General features: G+C 45.6%; 17 protein-coding genes. 3 read left to right on the top strand and 14 right to left on the bottom strand.

Annotation, left to right across the window (positions count from 1 at the left end; all coding sequences use genetic code 11):
- The 6 genes from BIZ39_RS02950 to BIZ39_RS02925 all read right to left on the bottom strand — a co-directional run.
- A partial coding sequence (locus tag BIZ39_RS02950) for a hypothetical protein (RefSeq protein WP_187446301.1) occupies positions 1–268 on the bottom strand: 268 nt, incomplete at its 3' end.
- Entirely contained in the window at positions 258–551 is a 294-nt protein-coding gene (locus tag BIZ39_RS02945) for a YeaC family protein (protein ID WP_014949836.1), read from the bottom strand. The genes BIZ39_RS02945 and BIZ39_RS02950, both read right to left, overlap by 11 nt.
- Positions 552–878 (bottom strand): zinc ribbon domain-containing protein, encoded by a 327-nt coding sequence (locus BIZ39_RS02940; RefSeq protein WP_014949837.1) that lies wholly within the window; start codon positions 876–878, stop codon positions 552–554.
- A gap of 265 nt (positions 879–1,143) precedes the next feature.
- Complete coding sequence (locus BIZ39_RS02935) at positions 1,144–2,802, bottom strand: alanine/glycine:cation symporter family protein (protein ID WP_187446300.1); 1,659 nt, start codon at positions 2,800–2,802, stop codon at positions 1,144–1,146.
- Between the two features lie 109 nt (positions 2,803–2,911).
- Positions 2,912–4,051, bottom strand: a complete 1,140-nt coding sequence (locus BIZ39_RS02930) for a carboxypeptidase family protein (protein ID WP_187446299.1) — start codon at positions 4,049–4,051, stop codon at positions 2,912–2,914.
- Positions 4,052–4,219: 168 nt separating this feature from the next.
- Entirely contained in the window at positions 4,220–5,665 is a 1,446-nt protein-coding gene (locus tag BIZ39_RS02925) for a glyceraldehyde-3-phosphate dehydrogenase (RefSeq protein WP_187446298.1), read from the bottom strand.
- A gap of 192 nt (positions 5,666–5,857) precedes the next feature.
- Here BIZ39_RS02925 and BIZ39_RS02920 point away from each other — a divergent pair, with 192 nt between their 5' ends.
- Complete coding sequence (locus BIZ39_RS02920; RefSeq protein ID WP_187446297.1) at positions 5,858–6,742, top strand: DUF2989 domain-containing protein; 885 nt, start codon at positions 5,858–5,860, stop codon at positions 6,740–6,742.
- Positions 6,743–6,894: 152 nt separating this feature from the next.
- On the opposite strand, the gene msrB is transcribed toward BIZ39_RS02920, so the two are convergent.
- The 5 genes from msrB to malQ form a co-directional block, all read right to left on the bottom strand.
- Positions 6,895–7,323, bottom strand: coding sequence for a peptide-methionine (R)-S-oxide reductase MsrB (gene msrB / locus BIZ39_RS02915; RefSeq protein ID WP_187446296.1), 429 nt, complete (start codon positions 7,321–7,323; stop codon positions 6,895–6,897).
- A gap of 99 nt (positions 7,324–7,422) precedes the next feature.
- A complete protein-coding gene (gndA, locus tag BIZ39_RS02910) occupies positions 7,423–8,976 on the bottom strand; it encodes an NADP-dependent phosphogluconate dehydrogenase (RefSeq protein WP_187446304.1) in 1,554 nt (517 codons plus the stop codon).
- Between the two features lie 328 nt (positions 8,977–9,304).
- Entirely contained in the window at positions 9,305–11,392 is a 2,088-nt protein-coding gene (gene glgX, locus BIZ39_RS02905; RefSeq protein WP_187446295.1) for a glycogen debranching protein GlgX, read from the bottom strand.
- A gap of 47 nt (positions 11,393–11,439) precedes the next feature.
- Positions 11,440–13,623, bottom strand: coding sequence for a 1,4-alpha-glucan branching protein GlgB (gene glgB, locus BIZ39_RS02900; protein WP_187446294.1), 2,184 nt, complete (start codon positions 13,621–13,623; stop codon positions 11,440–11,442).
- Positions 13,624–13,781: 158 nt separating this feature from the next.
- A complete protein-coding gene (gene malQ, locus BIZ39_RS02895) occupies positions 13,782–15,980 on the bottom strand; it encodes a 4-alpha-glucanotransferase (protein WP_069944508.1) in 2,199 nt (732 codons plus the stop codon).
- Between the two features lie 235 nt (positions 15,981–16,215).
- Here malQ and gap point away from each other — a divergent pair, with 235 nt between their 5' ends.
- A complete protein-coding gene (gap, locus tag BIZ39_RS02890) occupies positions 16,216–17,211 on the top strand; it encodes a type I glyceraldehyde-3-phosphate dehydrogenase (RefSeq protein ID WP_014976817.1) in 996 nt (331 codons plus the stop codon).
- Positions 17,212–17,399: 188 nt separating this feature from the next.
- Positions 17,400–18,251: a D-hexose-6-phosphate mutarotase gene (locus BIZ39_RS02885; RefSeq protein ID WP_049587594.1), complete on the top strand. Its 852-nt coding sequence runs from the start codon at positions 17,400–17,402 to the stop codon at positions 18,249–18,251.
- 122 nt (positions 18,252–18,373) lie between these two features.
- Here BIZ39_RS02885 and BIZ39_RS02880 read toward each other — a convergent pair whose 3' ends face one another.
- The 3 genes from BIZ39_RS02880 to edd are packed head-to-tail and all read right to left on the bottom strand — an operon-like array spanning position 18,374 to position 21,801.
- A complete protein-coding gene (locus BIZ39_RS02880) occupies positions 18,374–19,018 on the bottom strand; it encodes a bifunctional 4-hydroxy-2-oxoglutarate aldolase/2-dehydro-3-deoxy-phosphogluconate aldolase (protein ID WP_014949849.1) in 645 nt (214 codons plus the stop codon).
- A 3-nt stretch (positions 19,019–19,021) separates the two neighbouring features.
- Positions 19,022–19,975, bottom strand: coding sequence for a glucokinase (locus BIZ39_RS02875; protein ID WP_049587592.1), 954 nt, complete (start codon positions 19,973–19,975; stop codon positions 19,022–19,024).
- Entirely contained in the window at positions 19,975–21,801 is a 1,827-nt protein-coding gene (gene edd, locus BIZ39_RS02870) for a phosphogluconate dehydratase (protein WP_014998717.1), read from the bottom strand. The genes BIZ39_RS02875 and edd overlap by 1 nt, the downstream gene beginning before the upstream one ends.

The raw sequence follows: 21,801 nt of genomic DNA, 5'->3' as shown, positions 1-21,801 counted from the left end.
CGCCTAACAAAGCGGCGTTTACCTTTTTCTCCGCCGCTTTTTTAACGCGAGACTGCTTGGCAATTTGTGACATTTTAAGCCACAGCACAAAGCTATTAAGCTTTTCGAGTGCTGCTAAACTGACATTTGCATCTTCGTCATTAAATGCCAGTTCGTGAAGAATTGTTTTTTCCTGTGCCTTTTCGGGAGAGAGACTCTCGATTGCCTGCATCCGTTTTTCAGGCTTTGGGCTTTGGTGTGAAGGCGCAAATATACGACTAAATATCATCCTGTTTAAACCGCGCTATTGTATTATTATCATCCTGCTCATCGCGTAACGAGCGTTTAAAGTCGGCTTTACTTTTATGTACGATTTCGCCGCTTTCACCTACTGTCATATGCTCAGAGGACTTTTCTATTTTTGCTTGATACAGCATAACAGCCTGCATGCTGCTTGCTTTTTGCTCTTCGTTTAAAGGCGTGCCATCTGGCCACTTACCTGTTTCAACAGCCTGACGCAGACGCTCGTAAATCTCCGGCGTCATGCTGGCTAAAAGTGCTTCTATATTCATTTAGGAAAAACGCTTTATGTAAACAATACGCGCGCGGTTTACTAAGTACCAAACAAAGCCAACCACTGCGCCCAAAATAGCTAAATTATGTTGCAAATCACCTGGGCGTGTTCCGCCCCAATACATGAAGCCAAAACTCGCAACGAATATCAGCATAGCAAGAAGGGATTGGTTCTGGATACTGGCTAACTTTTTAAATCTTTGTAAGCTTTGTTTGCGCTCTATATCTTCAGAGGTCGCATCACCGATTTTAAAGTCACAGTGAGGACACGTCTTCGCTTTGTCAGACGTTTTTTTGTTACACGAAGGACAGTCAACTAATGCCATATGTTGCTCCTGTTTATTGGGTGCGAAATGGAAATGCGCAACTTGCTATTGAGCGAAGACGCATTTATACGCGGATGGGTATCATACTTAAGTTCATCACAACAATGAAGTCGATTCTGTGGATTAACCTTATCGCCATAAAACAAAAATGCGCAGGGTGTTAACTTTTATACAAAGTTCACCGCTACGCATTTTTACCTGATAGCCAAGTTGCATTCCCTTCAGTGAAACTCAAGAAGGGGCAATGCTTTAGGCAATACTCACCTTATTTTTTATGTCGAGACCAGTAGTCGTTAACCGTTTCTTTCATCTCTTTACAAAGCAACATGATGCCGAACAAGTTTGGCAAGGTCATTACGACGATAGCCACAGCTGAAAGTGCCCAAACTAATGTGGTGTCAGAGAATGCAGCCCAAACGAAACCGGCGACGTAGATGACGCGATACGGCATTACGGAGCGAGGACCGAACAAATATGTCATAGCGCGATCACCATAATATGACCAAGCGATGGCGGTTGAGAACGCAAACAGCATAAGCCCAATTGACACGATATATTGACCGAAATCGCCAAAGAAACCGCGAGTAAAGGCAATGGTGGTGAGCGCTGCCGAGTGAACCAGTGACTTACCGCTTACTTCAAGGTTCTCTTTAACCGGCTTTCCGTCGACAATCTTAAGCGTGCCAGTAAACAAGTCTTCACTACCTACTGCATACTTCACGTTTTCTGCTACAGACCTAGCGTTAAGCAGTGTAAAACCATCGCTTACAGCCGTGCCGTTAACAACGGTAATTGAGCCAGTATAAGGCTGTACATTGTTACCTTCAATTTCATTCAAGTAACCATATAGTTTGTTTACGTCATCCTGATTCGAGTCGTCGTATTGACCTGCAACAAAGTACATGTCTGAACGATCGAAGACGTTTTCGTGTTTTTCTTTCCACACGCCCGACGACAAAATAACCAAACCCGTCACGGTACAAATTAGAATAGTGTCGATAAAGGGTTCAAGCAGTGACACCATACCTTCTGACGCAGGCTCTTTCGTTTTTGCCGCTGCGTGAGCGATAGGTGCAGAGCCTTGACCCGCTTCGTTTGAAAACAAGCCTCGGTTAACCCCACGGTTAAACGCATAAGCTAATGAAGCCCCCAAGAAACCACCTGCGGCAGCTGAACCAGTAAACGCATCACCGATAACTGCGGCAAACGAAGGCCCAATGTTGTCTAGATTAGCGAAAATAACCGCTAGCGCACCGATAAGGTAGATAACAGCCATAACTGGAACAACACGCGCTGTAAACGCGGCAATGCGTTGGATACCACCAAGAATGACCAAGGCTAGAAGAATACCCAGTACACTACCTACCATCCAAGGCTCGAAGCCAAACGTTGCTTCGATACTTTGCGCGATACCATTACTTTGAGGAAGGTTTCCGGTACCAAATGAGCTGACTACCGTAGCAACAGCAAATGCAACCGCTAACCACTTCATGTTTAGGCGACGGTCCATGTAATACATAGGGCCACCGGCCATGGTGCCGTCTTCTGTCTTTACGCGATATTTGTGCGACAGAGTAACTTCAACGAATTTTGTAGTCATACCTAAAAAGGCGGTTACCCACATCCAAAATAGTGCAGCCGGCCCACCGAGAAAAATTGCAAACGCAACACCTGAGATGTTACCTGTACCTACGGTACCAGACAGTGCGGTAGTTAGCGCGCGAAAATGGGTGGTGTCGCCTGGATCGCTTTCTTTATCAAACTTACCGGTAACAACCTGCCAGGCATGTTTAAAGAAACGAATTTGCGGAAACTTAAGATAAACCGTAAAGAAAAGACCTACGCCTAACAGTACATAAGGAAACCAGAACGCGCCCCCTAAGAAACCATCGAGCATAGTTAGAAAACCATATAACCCTTCCAACGTTATTCCCCTTTTTTATTATGTTTAATTGTTGTTTTATTTTAATAATTAAAAGGCCTCTTTTTGTCGAGGCCTTTTTTGCGGAAGCTTTCGCTTCCTTATTCTTGTTTTATTGCTCTGATGCTTTTAGCTTTTTAACAACTGCATTCACACCAATAAGTAAATCTTCACCTAATTGACGGCTACGCTGTACCGACCAACCGTAGATATCGTCCGGTACATCTGCATTGTCTTTAAATGGCATTTCCACCGTATATGCCATACATTTGAATTTCTCGCCCACCGCATTTGACGCTACGGTTAAATTAGCCTTGCCTGGCTCATCTTTATCGTAACCAAATTCATCTTGAAACTCTGGCGTAGCGTTCAACAGCGCATCTTTAAACGTATTTTCAAGCATTTTGATGGTGTCATTGTAGCTAGGGTTACCCTCACTTCCTGCGACAAAGTTGTACGGCAATGCCTCATCACCGTGCAAATCAAGATACATGTCTACACCAATTTCGCTCATTGCATTCAGTACGTAAAGTACTTCTGGGCTTTTTTCTTGCGAAGGCGTTGCCCACTCACGGTTTAGATTGGTTCCTACAGCGTTGGTTCGCAGATGACCGCGTGCGCTGCCGTCTGGGTTCATGTTTGGCACAATGTAGAAAACAGCATTATCAAGCAACTGTCGCGCCAAACCATCTTGCTCGTCGAGCAGACGGTAAATAATACCTTCGGCACACCACTCGGCCATGGTTTCGCCAGGGTGTTGACGTGCCGTGATCCAGACTTTTTTCTTTTCTGGTGTTTCTTCACCGATAACCAGCATAGACATATCACGGCCATCAAGGGTAAGGCCTAGGAATTTGTGCTCGCACAGTAGTGACATCTGCGCGTCGTGCACAAGATCAAGGTGACGTTCGTAGCTAAAGGGAATGAAATACGCGAAGTATACGCTTGGCTGTTCTAGCGTTAGTGAGAACGTAAGATTGTCACCGTCAAATTCGCTAGGAATTCTAAACCAAGTTTGACGGTCGTAAGACGCTAGAACGTTATACCCCTTCCAACCTTCTGGATACGCTGACTTAGCCAGATTACCAATAGTCATTGTGTGAGTTACAAAAGTTTCGCCCACTAAACGAAAATGGAACCACTGAGCAAATTCAGATTGGTTGTCGTTGGGAATGGTTAGACGGATATCGTCTGGTAATTGTGCGCTAACAACTTCAATGTTACCGCTGTCGAATTGACTGGAAATATGCATAGACTGTCGTTTTCCTCATTATTTGAGCGCTAATTTAGCATAGACGTAAACACAAATTCCACGCACACAGCGGGTTTTGTACTATCGAAAGTATACAAAATGTTTACACCATCAAAAAACCGACCACTTAGGTCGGTTTTTTATACAGTTAATTAAACTGCGTGTTGCTTAAAGCGGCAACGTAGGGAAACTTAGCCCTGCCATATCACGAACCACGCGCAGTACCTGACAGCTGTAACCAAACTCGTTGTCATACCACACATATAGTGTCAGGCGGTTATCTGCGGCGATGGTCGCCTGAGAGTCAACCACAGACGCAGCGCGAGAGCCGACTAAGTCTGTTGATACAATCTCTTTACTTGCCGTGTAGTCAATTTGGTGTTGAAGCTTTGAGAACAACGCGGTATCGCGCAAGAACTCGTTAACTGCAATGCGATCCACCGGCGTTTTAAGGTTTAGGTTCAAAATCGCTAGCGACACATTAGGTGTAGGTACGCGAATAGCATTGCCGGTAAGTTTACCTGCCAGTTTCGGGTATGCTTTGGCAACGGCTTTCGCAGCGCCCGTTTCGGTAATAACCATATTAAGTGGCGCACTACGTCCACGACGATCACCTTTGTGGTAGTTATCGATAAGGTTTTGGTCGTTAGTGTAAGAGTGAACGGTTTCAACGTGACCGTTTTCAATGCCATATTCTTCGTCTAGCGCTTTAAGTACCGGCGTTATTGCGTTAGTCGTACAGCTTGCAGCAGATACAATTGTGTCTTCTGGTGTGACTTCTTCGTCATTTACACCGTGTACGATGTTCTTGATGTCACCTTTACCCGGGGCAGTAAGGATAGCTTTCGCTGCACCCTTAGCTTTAAGGTGTAGGCCAAGGCCGTCGCGGTCACGCCAAATACCCGTATTGTCTACGATGATAGCGTTATCAATACCATATTGAGTGTAATCCACTTCATCTGGGCTGTTGGCATAAATGACTTGAATGTATGAACCGTTTGCTTTTAGCGCGTTACGCTCGTGGTCAACTGTGATGCTGCCGTTGAACGGCCCATGCACTGAATCGCGGCGCAGTAAGCTTGCACGTTTTTCTAGGTCGCCATCGCGTCCGCCACGAACCACAATGGCGCGTAAGCGAAGCTTATTGTTTTTACCTTGGCGTTCAATAAGCAAGCGAGCAAGTAAACGACCTATACGGCCAAAACCATATAGTACAACGTCCTGAGGTTTCTTATCGTCCTCTTTATCGGCAACGTCGTTTAGTTTTTCGTTAAGGTAGGCCGTAAGGTCGCTATTGTCGACCGCAGAACCGTAGTGAAAGTCAAAAGCCAATTTACCAATATCAATTTGTGCAGGAGCAAGCTTCATGTTGCTCAAGGCTTCTAAGATTGGATAGCTTTCGCGTAGGCGTAGCTTAATACCTTCGTGCAGACGCACTTTGCGGTGCGCTTTAATAACATCAATAGCACTGGCGTTCAGTAGCGAGCGTCCATAAACCGAAATTTCAACTGCCTTATTGCGATACAATTTACCAATAAGGGGCAACATCATTTCTGCGTATTCCTGACGCTCTTGCCAGCTGCTTTGTAATTCCTGCTCAAACTGTTGATTCATGCTTCTGCCTTCATCGATATTAATTTAACGGTGTTGTCATTGTTGTATGCGCGGCCAAATTTTGTGTGGCACAAACACGTACAACTAATCCTAATTACGCGTCAGCTTTTTATTATTTTTAGGGTACACTAGGTGAGTTTTCGCCTGACGGTGACGAGCAGTATCTTAAATAAACAAGCAAGGAAGACCAAATTGTTGATAAGTTTCAAAACCTCTATGAAAACTCGTATAACAGAGAGTTTATTTAGTAAGTTTCCAACAAAAGGTTATGTAACGACGGTGTGGCTGGCAGCAGCGACAACACTGACGGGTTGTGGCGATCTTTTTGAACCTACTATCAGTGAAATTTGTGAATCTCACAGCGAGATTTGCTTAGATTTGAGTTTGGATGCCCGTTGTCGCGGCGAGCGAGCTGAGATTATTCGCTTACGTTACTACAATCAAGATTCAAAAGACGACGCTTACAAGTACCCTCTCCTTCTGAACTTCGAAGAGTATCTCACCTGCGTTGAAGAAGTGCAGCATATCGAACACGTTAAACGCAAAGGCAAGGAAGCGACACGGCTAAAAGGCGTTATTACTGCTCAGCGTGAAATTAAACGCCTAAGCCGCGAGACGAAAGACTCCCTTGATCCTTACCTTTCTTACTATCATTGGACACGATATAGCGACAAAGAGGCTTTTCATCGCTTTGAGCGCTACGCTGCCAGCAACCGCGTAAGCGATCCAAAGCTGCTGGTCGCACTGGCCTCTGTTCAGATTAAAACAGACCAAAAGCGTACTATTGAAACCTTATATCGCGCGCTAAGTTTATATACAGATAGCGACGACATTGATGTCAGCATTTTCTACTCGCTTGCTTCAATGGGAATGGATATGGAGAACTATCGCTTTGCCTATGTTTGGTATGGTGTGGCTGAAGCCTTCGATGAAAGACTTAACGACACTCAGCGTGTTCAACTTGGACAACGCTATGCCCTTCCAGTAGGTATTCTAGATAACATTGTTGATGAAATAGTCAGTAATTTGAATAGCGCGACCTTCAACGCAGATTCATTGAAACTGGATAAGCTCTAATTTTTTGAAACTCAATTACACAATTTCATTGGTAAATAATTAAAAAAACCGCCGTTTATGGGCGGTTTTTTATGATTGGATCTCTCGACTTTCCACATGAGGTTAAAATTTAATCAGATGTTTACCTTAATCAAGCGCTCACCTAGGGCTTTTTAACCTTTAATTTGTGTATCATCTTCGCCTTTAAAGGCCATAGATAGCGAATTTACGCAGTAGCGTTGACCCGTTGGCGCAGGACCATCTGGAAATACATGGCCTAAGTGCGAGCCACACTGCTTACAAAAAATCTCAACCCTACGCATACCGTGACTCAAGTCTTCTCTGTAATCTACATTACCGTCATCAAGCTGCTTATAGAAAGAAGGCCATCCACAACCAGCATCAAATTTAGTATCTGAGGGGAAAAGTGGCGCTTCGCAGCACTTACACACGTACAATCCATCTCGCTGCTCGTCTAGCAATACTCCAGTGAAAGGTCGCTCAGTACCCGCTTCGCGGCATACATAATATTCCTCGTCAGTGAGCTCAGTTTTCCAGTCTTTTTTAGCTATTGATGCGTTTGCTTTTTCATCTGTCGACATAACTTACCTCTTTAAACAAAAAAGGTGTATTTGAAAACAAATACACCTTTTAATAGTTTACGCTCAGTTATGAGCGCGTGTAACACTATCTAGTTCATACTATTTTTTGATAGCCGTTTGCGGACGTGAAGGATCACTCCACTCGATGTGATACTTTTTACCTGCTGGCTTATCCACACGCTGATAAGTATGTGCGCCAAAATAATCGCGCTGGCCTTGCAGCAAATTAGCAGGTAGCACGGCTGTGCGATACGAATCATAATAGCTAAGAGCCGACATCATTGCAGGGCAAGGCACGCCAGCCAGTGTCGCCTGTGCAATTGACTCACGCCAGTCAGCTTGATACTGCGTAATTTGTTCCGCAAAGAACGGGTCCAATAGCAAGTTGGCTAAGTCTTCGTTATTCTCGTAGGCCTGAGAAATAGACTGAAGAAATACGGCGCGAATAATACAGCCTGCACGCCATATTTTCGCTATTTCACCAAACTCCAGTGTCCAGCCGTGTTCTTTGCCTGCCATAGCCATTAACTGGAAGCCCTGAGCGTACGCACAGATTTTAGAGCAATAAAGCGCTTGCTCTAGCTTGTTGATGATCGACATTTTCTCATTATCGCTGAACGATGGCGCATCAGGGCCAGCAAGAACCTTGCTCGCAGCTACACGCTCGTCTTTCAAACTAGAAATACTGCGCGCGAATACCGCAGAAGTGATGGTCTGTGCCGGACTACCTACCTGTAATGCGCTTACTGCAGTCCAAAGGCCTGTACCTTTTTGACCTGCTCTATCTAAAATCACATCAACCAACGGCTGCTGTGTTTCTGGATCCATTTGCTCAAGAACTTCAGCACTAATTTCCATCAGGTAGCTATTCAGCTTGCCTTCGTTCCAGCGACGAAACACCTCTGCTATTTCAGCTGGCGCCATATGTAGCGCTTCGCGCATAACATGGTAAGTTTCGCAGATAAGCTGCATGTCGGCGTATTCGATACCGTTGTGCACCATTTTTACATAGTGCCCGGCTCCAACCGGACCGATGTAGGTCGCACATGGTTCGCCTTCTAACACTGGTTGACCTGGCGTATGGCTTTCTAATGGTTTACCTGTTTCTGGGTCAACCTTTGCAGCAATAGCTTTAAGAACAGGCTCAATGCGTGTCCATGCATAAGGGTTGCCTGAAGGCATAAGAGATGGCCCGAAACGAGCGCCTACTTCACCACCTGACACGGCGGTAGAGAAGAAGATAAATTTACCTTTGTACTGCTCTTCACGTGCTACAGAGTCTGTCCACAAACTGTTGCCAGTATCAACCACGATATCGTCAGCGTGAATTCCGGCGTCAATAAGATGATTGCAAACGTGGTCAACAGGATCGCCAGCAGGCACAGAGATAATAATAAGATGCGGGGCTTTTAACTTGCTTAAAAGCTCGGTGTAAGAACTGCAGCCTTCAACACGAGGCTCAGTATTTTCAGCTCTTTCGCTTGCGTCTTTGGCAAGAATAGACTCAACTTTGTTTTGGTCTAAATCGAAACACGCTACACGATAGCCATGGTCCACTAGGTTCATGGTTAGGTTACTACCCATCACCCCTAAACCGATAAAACCAATATCACACGACTTGTCTTCGTGCGAATTACCACCTTTCTTTTGCATAGGAACACCCTCACATTTCAGATGGCTGCGCATGATACCACCTGAAAGAATAAAGAACAGTCTAAGCTAACAATTTAGTGCGCAGTGGTGTAATTGTCACCAGCGGTAAACATTAACGGGTTTTGTAAGCTAGTTTAGCCGAGATTTTGGCACGCATTCAGCACCTGTGTTACGCGCTCTCGCCCATGCTGTATGAAATTCACACAAAGGTAAAGACTCTGTTTCTTATTCAGCTAACGTGCACTGAGTTTAGAGCCGTTTAGCGGTACTCTTAAATTCTTTAAAGGCATCCTTAACCAAGTATAAGGTCGTATTGTAAGCCATTATTCTATCCAGAGAACTGAGAAAAACTGAACAAGGTTAGCGATTTGCTGGCCTGTAAAAACACCTTCTGAATGCAAATTGAAGGCTGTTCTTCAAGAGAGCTGTAGCGCGTATCCAAGTGCATGGTCCACCCTCCCCTGGGTATGACAGAAGGTAGGTGAAAACGCACGTCGCTTTCACTTGCATTAACACACAAGAACCAGTGCTCTGGCTTCTGGTCGCCCGTTACACAACCTTTTATTTCCACACCAAACGCTTTGTTATGATGCGCATTCCAGTCTTCAGACGCTTTGTCAGAACCATCGGGCTTATACCAATTTATTTCTTTTACATTTCGTGAGAGCGTAAAAGTATCATCGTGCAGCTTTAGTTCGCTTAACAGTGAAGAGGACTGACGCAAACGGATCACATATTGGCAGAAGCTAAGAAAATCTTGCTTGCGCTTGTTTAATTCCCAATTCATCCAGCTAATAGGATTATCCTGACAATAGGCATTATTATTGCCATTTTGGGTGCGACTTAATTCATCGCCACCAAGAATATGCGGTGTACCTTGCGAGAAGATCAGCGTTGCAAAGAGATTGCGCTTTTGACGCTCACGCATAGCGAGTATCTGCTCGTCATTCGTTTCCCCTTCAATACCATAATTGGCAGACAGGTTGTGTCCATGGCCATCTCGATTTTCTTCTAAGTTGTCGAGATTGTGACGTTCGGCGTAGGTCACCATATCGTGCAGCGTGAACCCATCGTGATATGTCACGTTATTTACCGACGTACTGATATGTCGATGGCCTTTGTGAAATATATCTCGTGAGCCCATTAAACGGGTAGCAAAGTCCGCGGTAACGCCATCGTCTCCACGCCAGAAGGCGCGCACCGTATCGCGGTATTTATCATTCACCTCTAACCACGGGGACGGAAAGTTACCCACTTGGTAGCCGCCAGGCCCAATATCCCAGGGTTCGGCAAGCAATACCCTCTCTTCTAGAACAGGGTCGCTACTAATGGCTCTCAGCAGCCCAGATTTTTTACTATATTCTTGTGGCTCTCTTCCCAAGCATACTGCTAAATCGAAACGAAAGCCGTCAACGCCAATTACGGATACCCAGTGGCGCATGGCATCTAAAATAAGTCCCATCATAAATGGCTGCGCGGTATTTACCGTGTTACCACAGCCTGAATGGTTGGAATAAACCAATTCTCCGTTTTTCGTTTGCTCTAATAAGTACGCTTGGTAAGGGCAAAACCCCTTATAAGAAAGAATAGGACCGCCATTGCCTGCCTCTGCTGTATGGTTAAATACCACATCAACAATAACCTCAAGTCCGGCAGTATGATAAGCATCTACCATAGACTTCAGTTCAGCAAGCGCGTCTGCCACACCGTAGCGTGGTTCAGGTGCAAAGAAGTTAACCGGGTTATATCCCCAATAATTGGTTAAGCCTTTCTCTGTAATAAATGGTTCAGGCATGAATGAACACAACGGCATAAATTGCACCGTGGTTATGCCTAATGCTTTGAGATGCTTGATGACACTCGGATGGGCAGCACCGATAAATTTGCCACGGTGTTCTTTAGGTACATCGGGATGGAGTTTTGTTAGCCCCTTAATATGTGCTTCGTAAACTACTCGCTTGTGTTTCGGTATAACAGGCGCGCTAACATGACTCGGCGCATAGTCATTTTGATCAATTACTATGCACTTGGGGATCATAAACTGAGAGTCGTGTTTGTATTGCCTAGCGTCCCATTTTATTGCGCGACTAATTTTCTTGGCGTAAGGGTCGATTAGCAGTTTGTCGGTGGGTACCGCATGTAACCCTCCCTCACCGCGTTCTACGCGATAACCATAGTATTGTCCTGCGCTAACGCCGCTGTAACGACCGTGCCAAACATCACCAGTTTTCTCAGGCAATGGATGCTCACTCACCGCCTCTTCTGTGTCACTATTGAAAAAACACAACACGACCGCCTTCGCATCGGGCGCGTATACGGCAAAATTACAATCATCTTGTGTAACTGTTGCGCCAAGTGGATATGCCTTTCCCATTCCACTTTCTACAATTAGTGCGGTGTCTCGAATTTCGTTCACTTCGTTCTCAATTTATCTCTTCACTAGGGCGTGTCGCTCTAGTCGGATTAATCCACATTGGTAACATAAAATACCGTGGCTAGCGGCGGTAACGTGATTTCTGCAGAGTGAGTACGCTCATTCCAAGGTATGGGTTGCGTATTTACAGTAGAAGCAACGTCGTAGTCACTACCCCAATATGCACCATCATCAGTGTTTAGTGCTAGCGTTAGCGTGCATGCATCCTCTACGCCTATTCTGAAGTTCTGACGTGGCACAGGCGTAAAATTAGATACCACATATACTTTTTGCTTCGCATCTTTTGACATGCGAACAAATGAAACCACGCTTTGGTCTGCATTATTGTGGTCCAGCCAAGCAAAGCCCCCTGGTTCGTGGTCTTGCTCGTAAAGCGCTGGCGTAGACGTATAGAGGTGGTTGAGCGCCTTATAAAGCGCTTGAATGCCTTTGTGTTTTTCGTAATCGAGCAAGTGCCAGTCTAAACTACTGTCATGGTTCCATTCTCGTGCCTGCGCAAGCTCGTTCCCCATAAAGTTAAGCTTCTTGCCGGGGTGACCGTACATAAAGCCCGCGTAACAACGCAGGTTAGCGGCTTGCTGCCATTCATCGCCAGGCATTTTGTGCAGCATACTGCCTTTGCCGTGTACCACTTCATCGTGCGAGATAGGCAACACAAAGTTTTCGTCAAACGCGTAAACCATGCTGAAGGTAATATCGCCATGGTGGTAATTGCGGTATGCTGGGTCTTTAGCAATGTAATGTAATGAGTCGTGCATCCACCCCATGTTCCACTTAAAGCCAAAGCCCAAACCGCCATCAAATACTGGACGAGAAACCTTAGGAAACGACGTTGATTCTTCGGCAATTGTCATGGCGTCAGGGAAGTGCTTGTACACTTCTTCATTCATCCATTTCAGTAAACTAATGGCTTCGTAATTTTCGTTACCCCCATCCACATTCGGGATCCACTCGCCGTCATTACGTGAGTAATCGAGATAAAGCATGGATGCCACTGCATCAACCCTGAGTCCATCAACGTGAAATTTGTCTAGCCAAAACAGTGCGTTTGCAACTAAAAATTGACGAACTGTGTCTTTGCCGAAATCGTAAATGCAAGAATTCCAATCCGGATGCCAACCTTTCCTCGGATCTTCATATTCATAAACACAAGAACCATCAAATCGCGCCAAGCCATGGCCGTCTTCCGGGAAATGTGCAGGTACCCAGTCGATAATTACGCCTATACCTGCTTGGTGAGCCTTATCAACAAAGTATTTAAATTCATCTGGGTTACCAAATCTACTCGTTGGTGCGAACATTCCCACGGGCTGATAGCCCCACGAACCGTCGAAAGGAAACTCGGAAATAGGCAGCAATTCAACGTGAGTGTAACCCATATCGCTGACGTAGCTTATTAAGTCATCGGCCAGCGCTTTATAAGTAAGATAGCGCGCATCAGTTTCAATACCCGGGCGCTTCCAAGAGCCAAGGTGCACTTCATAAATGCTCATTGGGCTGTTGTATTTATTCCCCTTTCGCTTTTCCATCCATGCACTATCATTCCACTCATAGTTATTGTGGTTGTAAATTTTCGAAGCATGAGAAGGATACTGCTCTGCACTGAAGCCAAGTGGGTCAGCCTTGTGCGGTAGGTCGTGGCCGTGTGCATCTTTAATATGATACTTGTAGCGCTCTCCCTCTGCGAGTTCTGGCACAAACAGTACCCAGTATCCCATGGAGGTCTTTTCCATAGGATGCGTGCGCCCATCCCACTGATTGAAATCGCCAATGAGCGACACCGTACTCGCATTGGGCGCGAAAACGCAGAACCTGACACCTTTTATCGCATCGCCTTGTGATGAAGTGAGTGTTAAAAGTTGCGCGCCCGCTTGCTCATACAAGTTTGAAGGCTTGCTATCGATGTAGTGTACCGCATGATACGCCTGCTCGGAGAATTGATAAGGATCGATATAGCCCTTATCGTCATTCAAGCCTTCGGCGATAACGCGATAAACCTCACCCTGATATTCTTTAGGCAGTGGTGTTTCAAAAAGACCATTTTTGGAGGTAACGGTTACATTTGCTAGCGCTGCATTCTCCCATTTAATCGTTATCTCGCTGACATTAGGATGCCAAACGCGAAGTACCGACTTCTGCTGATTTTTAACTACACCTAAATGGGAAAACGGCTGAGAACATAATACCTGTTCAAACTGCTGCGCTAATTGCATTCGCTACTCCTAGTAAAAACCCGCATGGCAGCGGGTTGAATTGTGAGCTTAAATGCGTTGTATACATTTAAGCTCTATCAAGTACCGTCTTGGTACTTTATCTTACTCGTTTAAGTTACCCAGGCAACCGCCTATTATCATTTCTTTGATAATGGCAATTAACCCTGACTTGCTTGCTTTCTTGCATGAGTAAGTTTAGACGCCAACTCATTTATATCATGTCTATCGAACATCGACTCGATATTCTCTGTGAGTTTTCTTCGCCAGTTTGGATACTCGTCAAAAGTACCAGGAATATTGACCGGCTTATCCATTTCTAACCAGTCTTCCAATTGCAGGCTCAATAATGCGCTCGAGCCACCTGCCATATGCACCTGCATACCGTTATTCAGTTCGCGATTCATACCCGTATGATTAACATCGCGGCCTACATTGTCGCCAATTGAACCGTGGCCGTGCAATGTATCTAAAATCGCCTGTTTGTTTTCATGACGATCCGCATAAAGCGTTTGAAGGATTTCTTCTGTTGGATAAAGCCCTATTTCTTTGCCTAGCTCTAAATCTAAACAGTGCCAGTAACCAATCAGCGTTGGCATATCGTGAGTAGTCAACGTTGACATAGACTGAACAGGGTAATGGCTAGGTGAGAAGAAACCGCCGTCTTCCGCTTGTTCGAAGAAAAATACGCGGTATGAGTACACGCCATTATCAGCAAGCTTGCTGCGAATTTCTTCTGGTACAGTACCCAAGTCTTCACCAATAACCAAGCTCTGATTGCGGTGACTTTCTAGCGCTAGAATACCGAGTAAATCGTCTACAGGATAATAAACATAGCCGCCATCTTTAGCGTTATCGCCTTTCACAACCCACCATAAACGCAGCAACGCCATGACGTGATCGATACGCAATGAGCCTGACGACGCCATGTTAGACGCAAACAGGTCAATAATGGGCTGGTAACCCTGTTCATACAGCTTACGAGGGTCCATAGGCGGCAACCCCCAGTTCTGGCCTAGTGGGCCCAAGATATCCGGTGGAGCACCTACACTTGCGCCTGTGCAGTATAGGTCTTTGTTACCCCAAATTTCCGCACTTCCTTCACTAACGCCTACCGCCAAGTCGCGATAAAGACCAATGGTCATGCCTGCATCAGTAGCTTTGTTGCTTGCAAGCTCAAGCTGTTGGGCGGCAATCCACTGTAGGAACAAGTAAAATTTGACGTCTTGTTCGTTTGCACTCTTAAACTTAGCCACGGCTGGGTTGTAATAGTCTTTGTAATCTTGTGGGAATACCGGCCATCCCCAGCTGTCTTTACCTTCAGCTTTTAGGTGCGATTGCAAGGCGTCGTACACCGCTAACATATCTAAGCTTTCACCGCCCGCTTCTACGAAGGCTTTAAACGCTTTATTTTGCTTTGTGCTTTTACGAAGGTATTTGGCATCGTAAACATCAAATACTGCTTTAAGCGCAGCCAATTTCACATGGGCGACTGCCTCGTAGTCTACATGTTCTACGTTACGTGCATGTTCAAGCGTGGCTTTAAACTCATCACTGCTCACTACCGCTTGTACTGATGCATCGTCATAGCCGTCAATGGCAGTCACATCGATATACAAATAATTAAGCCAGCGACGTGAGCTTGGCCCATAAGGCGAGCACGCGTTGGGATTTGCAGGGTAAAGCGCATGAATAGGATTGAGTCCGATAAAGTCTGCGCCCACACCAGCGGCTTTTTCAATAAGCAGAGCTAAATCAGAAAAATCACCAATCCCCCAGTTCTTTTCACTGCGAACGCAGTAAAGTTGAACGCTTAAGCCCCATATTTTTTTGCCTTCTTTAATTTCGTTTGGCGTGTAGCACGCTTCTGGAGCCACAATTAAGCGAGAACGCGCAAACTCATCGTCATCAGCGCTTAAGGCTACATCGTGATAACCAAGGGGCAAATCCAAAGGCAGTGTTACTACGTATTCATGAAACTCTACATCGTCGATATGCGCCATCGTCGTCATTTCTTGGTCAACTGGCGTAAATTGATGAGTGAGCACGTCACCATTTTCACAGGTGACCGTGAGCGTGTGATCATCGTTCACTAACTCGATAGGTAAACGAACTGCTAGATTAATTTCTTGGGTATTGCGAACTACTTGAACAGGATTTAACGGCGACAACCATACCGACTTTATATCTTGTGTAATTTGTGACTGAATTTTTTCATCACTGCTGGTGTCATAGCCAAGTGTGTTAAGCAGTTTTGCTTTACTTGATTCTGCGATGGTTGCTGGCTTTCCCCATGCGTCGACGTATTGGGTTTCAATTCCCCGCATTTCAACCAGTTGTTGCAGAAGTTGTTGTGTCATGGTGTGTCATTCCTGTTATTCGGTAAAAGACGCAAAGCAAATTAAACATAGTGCGTCTACAAACAAATTTTTAACATTATTCTAGAAACAAGGGCTTGGCGATATCTGAATACGATTGCAATAGCACTTATTCGTAATTTTGCAACACTTTTGCTTTTTATTTTGCTAATTATGGCATTTTGATCCATACTTTACGTAATTTATTTTCATTTTATTTAAATAATCGGGGTACGTTATGACAATTCGCATCGGTATCAATGGTTTTGGCCGTATTGGACGCCTAGTAATGCGCGCAGCAGCGGAGCGCAACGACATCGAAGTTGTTGCAATAAACGACTTACTAGACACGGACTACATTGCTTATCTATTGAAATACGACTCGACTCACGGTTTATTCGACGGTGAAGTTACAGTAGATAACAATAGCCTAGTTGTAAACGGCAAAACTATCCGCATTACATCTGAAAGAGATCCAGCTGCACTTAAGTGGGATGAAGTAGACGTTGACGTGGTTGTTGAATCAACAGGTCTGTTCCTGACTAAAGAAACTGCCGCGAAGCACATCGAAGCTGGCGCGAAGAAAGTTGTTATGTCTGCACCTTCTAAAGATGACACGCCTATGTTCGTTATGGGTGTTAACCAAGAAAGCTACGCTGGCGAAACTATTGTTTCAAACGCGTCTTGCACAACTAACTGTCTTGCTCCACTTGCCAAAGTGCTTAACGATAAATTTGGTATTGTAGACGGTTTGATGACAACGGTTCACGCAACAACTGCAACACAGAAAACGGTAGACGGTCCTTCAATGAAAGACTGGCGTGGTGGTCGTGGTGCTGGTCAGAACATCATTCCATCATCAACCGGTGCAGCAAAAGCAGTAGGTAAAGTTATCCCTGAGCTTAACGGCAAGTTAACAGGTATGGCTTTCCGTGTACCTACGCCAAACGTTTCAGTAGTAGACCTTACTGTAAACCTTGCGAAGCCTGCTAGCTACGATGAAATTTGTGCAGCAATGAAAGAAGCTTCAGAAGGCGAGCTTAAAGGTATCATGGGTTACACAGAAGATGCGGTTGTGTCTAACGACTTCCTTGGCGACGCTCGCACATCGGTATTTGACGCCACTGCAGGTATCGCACTTACTGATACATTCGTTAAACTCGTTTCTTGGTACGACAACGAATGGGGCTACTCAAACAAGGTTCTAGACCTTGTGGCTCACATTTCTAAGTAATTAACGGTATTAAGCTAAAATAGTTAAACTATTCACGCTAAAGTTGAGTTAATCTAAAGGTGTAAACACGGCGTTTGCACCTTTTTTGTTTTTCGTGGTCGTAAACACGCATAATAACGATATTCCAGCGACATACGCTTTCCCGTCGCTTACCCTTTGTTGTTTTCTTATTAGTCCAAGGAGGGCTTATGCCACCTGTGAGTTCAGTTACCGTTAGTGAGTCTAATGGACTTACCTTTTTAGACGTAGATAATGCGTTTGCCTCTGCGCGTATTAGCCTATTTGGCGGTCATATCTTGTCATATGTGCCTAAAAGCGATGGCAGAGAGCGTCTTTGGGTAAGCCCCCATGCTTACTTGAACGGAGAGCGACCTATTCGCGGTGGTATTCCGGTGTGCTGGCCTTGGTTTAGCGATGATCACGGTCGAGAAAAAGGTGCCCTCCCCGCTCACGGCTTTTTGAGAACACAAGTATGGAAGCTGATTCATTCAGAAGATACAGAAAGCGGAACAACGATTACGCTTTCGCCAAGCTTTACCCGAGCAGAAGGGTTTGAGAATGATTGTAACGTGACCATGGTAATTACCGTTGGTGAGACGATGGACGTTGCGTTAACTACAGAAAATACGGGTGTTGTACCATTCGAATTTAACTGTGCGCTACATACATATTTCCACGTTGACCACATTCAACATACCCAAATAACTGGAATTGAAGGTCAATATAAAGACAAACTTGACGACTGGGGACTTAAGACGACACCGAGTCCTTACACCATCACAGGCGAAACGGATCGCATTCATGTTGCGCCGATTAAAACGGCAGAAATTGAAGTCGAAGGCAACGCGTTTACGGAAGTGGTATCCAACGGTAATGACTCTTTGGTAGTGTGGAACCCATGGTTAGGCGCAGCGTCTATTTCAGACATGGACCCATTTGGCTATAAGCACATGTTGTGCGTAGAAACATCGCTAACTGAGGGAAAGACGCTGTCCCCCGGTGCTAGCCACATACTTAAACAAACTATTGTTCCGAAGTAAATTATGTGAAGTGCAAGCGCAATTTCGCTGACACTTCGGAAGGTAGACAGTCGCAGTTCACGATCAAGAGATATAAAAAAACCTGCCAATGAGCAGGTTTTTTTATTTAAAGGTTCAGCAAATTACTGCTTAGCACCCGCAACAGCTTCTTTTGCTAGCTGCGTAATACGCGCCCAGTCACCTGATTCGATTGCGTCGTCTGGGGCAAGCCATGAACCACCTACACATTTAACGTTGTTAAGCGCTAAATAGTCATTGTAGTTGTTTGGACCAATGCCACCCGTTGGGCAGAACGTCACATCTGGGAAAGGACCACTTATAGACTTAATGGCTTTAACGCCGCCTGAAGCCTCTGCTGGGAAGAATTTCATGTGGGTATAACCCGCATCTTTACCCTTCATCAAATCAGAAGTTGAAGAGATACCAGGGATAAGTGGAATTTCTGAATCCATACCCGCTTTTAGCAAATCAGCCGTCATACCTGGGCTAATTGCGAACTTAGCGCCCGCTTCAACGACCGCTTTAAGCTGCTGAGCGTTAGTCACTGTTCCAGCACCAATTAAAGAATCAGGCACTTCTTGTGCAATTCGCTTAATCACGTCAATAGCCGCTGGGGTACGTAGCGTTACTTCTAGTACTTTAATACCACCTTCCATCAGCGCTTTTGCCAGAGGAACCGCTTTTTCTACGTCATTGATTACCAAAACAGGTACAACTGGACCGGCCGCAAAAATTTCCTCTGGAGAGTATTTCCATTTCGTTGTCATAATTTAGCTCGCTGTATTTTGATTCAGATATGCAGCCGCACCCAATAGACCATGATCAGGTTCTGCAATTAAATAGGTGGGAATGTCTTTCACGTAGTGCTTCATTTGCCCTTTCGCTTCAAAACGCGCTCTAAAATCGCTGTTTTGAATAAATTCAGGGAAACGGTTAGCAATGCCACCACCAATGAAGATGCCGCCCGTGGTTGCCATGTTAAGTGCTAAATTACCCGCAAAACTTCCCATAATTCGACAGAATTGGGTAAGCGTTGCTTCAGCAATTTTGCAGGTACCGTTTAGCGCAGCGTCAGTTATTTGAGCGGGCTCGGTAAATACGACTGGCGTTGAAGCCTGATTGGCTAGCGCAGTATAGATATTGTGTAGACCACGACCAGACATCACTTCTTCTGCAGAAGCACGCCCTAAGGTAGATTGAAGGTGACGCCATACAACAACATCGGTTTCATCTACCGGTGCAAAGTCTACGTGACCACCTTCTCCGTCTAGCGTCTGCCAACCGGTTGAGGTCATCGTGATATGTTCAACACCTAATCCCGTACCTGGCCCAAAAACAGCGATGTTGCCATTTTCTTTCGCTGTGCCTTCACCAATTTGCACCACTTGCTCTTCGCCTAATACAGGCAATGAGTGCGCTACGGCAGTGAAGTCGTTAATAACGAACAACGCATCTAGTTTAAGCTGCGAGCGAAGCGCATTTTGCGAAAATGCCCAGCTGTGATTCGTCATCTCGACTTGATCGCCCAATACTGGACATGCAATAGCAATACAGCCCTGCGAAAAGCTGTATTCCGGCATGTCGCTAAAGTATTGTGCAATAGCAAGGTCAATGCTGGCAAAATCATTACACATGTATTTCTTGATGTCGGCCACACCTGATTCGGTTACCCTTGCAACGCGAATATTCGTACCGCCAACATCAGCCACAAACTTCTGGCTCATTATGCTTGCTCCTGCGTGTAAAACAGTGAACATGCACCCTCTTCTGCACCTGTCAGAATAGCGCGCATACCCGCAAACATTTCACGTCCCATTCCAACGTGATGCTTAGCTAAGTTCGCTGGCGCTGCTTCACGTGCAGCCAGTGTTTCATCATCCACATGCAGTGTTAGTGCACCAGTTTGTGTGTTTAGCTCGATAATGTCGCCCTCTTGCACTTTAGCAAGTAGACCGCCTTTATAAGCTTCTGGAGTCACGTGGATAGCTGCAGGAACTTTACCTGATGCACCAGACATACGACCGTCAGTAACTAGCGCCACTTTAAAGCCGCGATCTTGAAGCACACCAAGAGGTGGCGTTAAGCGGTGAAGTTCTGGCATACCAATCGCAGAAGGACCTTGGAAGCGAACAACTACAATGCAGTCTTTGTCTAGCTTGCCAGACTTAAACGCGTCATCCAGTTCAAACTGGTCTTCAAACACAACCGCTGGCGCTTTGATATTACAGTGAGGCGTGCGAAGCGCTGAGGTTTTGATAACGCCACGACCAAGATTGCCGTCAAGTACACTCAAACCACCATCTGGCTTAAACGGAGCGTCAACAGTTGCTAGCACTTCTTTATCAAGGGATTCAGTTGGGCCATCTCGCCATTCTAATTCGCCGTCTTTAAGCACAGGCTCTTTAGTGTAGAAGTCTAAGCCTTCACCACAAATAGTCTTAACGTCGTTATGTAGTAGACCCGCATCAAGCAGCTGTCTAATTAGCAATGACATACCACCTGCTGCAACAAAGTGGTTAATGTCAGCTGAGCCATTCGGGTAAATGCGAGTAAGAAGAGGCACAGCATTAGAGATATCTGAGAAGTCGTCCCAATTTACGATGTAACCTGCAGCGCGAGCTACCGCAATAAGGTGCATGGTGTGGTTAGTAGAACCACCCGTAGCAAGAAGACCTACAAGGCCGTTCACAATGGCTTTTGCATCTACAATGTGACCAATTGGCGTATAGTTGTCGCCAAGGTCAGTTAGGCGTGTCGCTTGGACCGCAGCCGCTTTAGTTAACGCGTCGCGCAAAGGTGTGCCTGGATTAACAAACGACGAACCCGGAAGGTGCAAGCCCATCATTTCAACCACTAGCTGATTCGAGTTTGCCGTTCCATAGAACGTACAGGTACCAGCAGAGTGGTAAGATTGAGATTCAGCTTCAAGCAACGCGTCACGCCCTACTTTACCTTCGGCAAATTCTTGACGAACGCGGGCCTTTTCTTTGTTTGGAAGACCCGATGGCATTGGACCGGCTGGCACAAAAACGGTTGGCAAATGACCGAACGTTAGTGCGCCCATTAGTAGCCCGGGAACGATTTTGTCGCAGATACCTAGCATCAATGCGCTATCGAACATATTGTGAGAAAGCGCAATGGCAGCCCCCTGAGCAATGTTATCACGGCTCATTAGGCTTAAGTCCATGCCAGACTGGCCTTGTGTAACACCATCACACATAGCAGGTACGCCACCTGCGAACTGGGCTACACTGCCTACTTCTTTCACTGCTTCTTTAATTAACGCAGGATAAGTCTCGTAAGGCTGGTGCGCTGAAAGCATATCGTTATACGCAGACACAATAGCCACGTTGGCTTTAGTCATTGAACGAAGGTCAGATTTTTCGCTTGTTCCACATGCTGCAAAGCCGTGAGCAAGGTTACCGCATGACAACACACCACGGTGTGGTCCTTGACGTCGTGCACTCTCAATTTTTTCTAGATACGCCTTACGCGTTTCTTTACTACGCTCGATAATTCGTTGCGTAACTTCAGCAATTTTTGGATTCAT

Origin of the sequence: Alteromonas sp. BZK5, from assembly GCF_014349115.1 — a bacterium.
GTDB classification, from domain to species: Bacteria; Pseudomonadota; Gammaproteobacteria; order Enterobacterales; family Alteromonadaceae; genus Alteromonas; species Alteromonas macleodii.
This window is presented reverse-complemented; position numbering and strand designations above follow the sequence as displayed.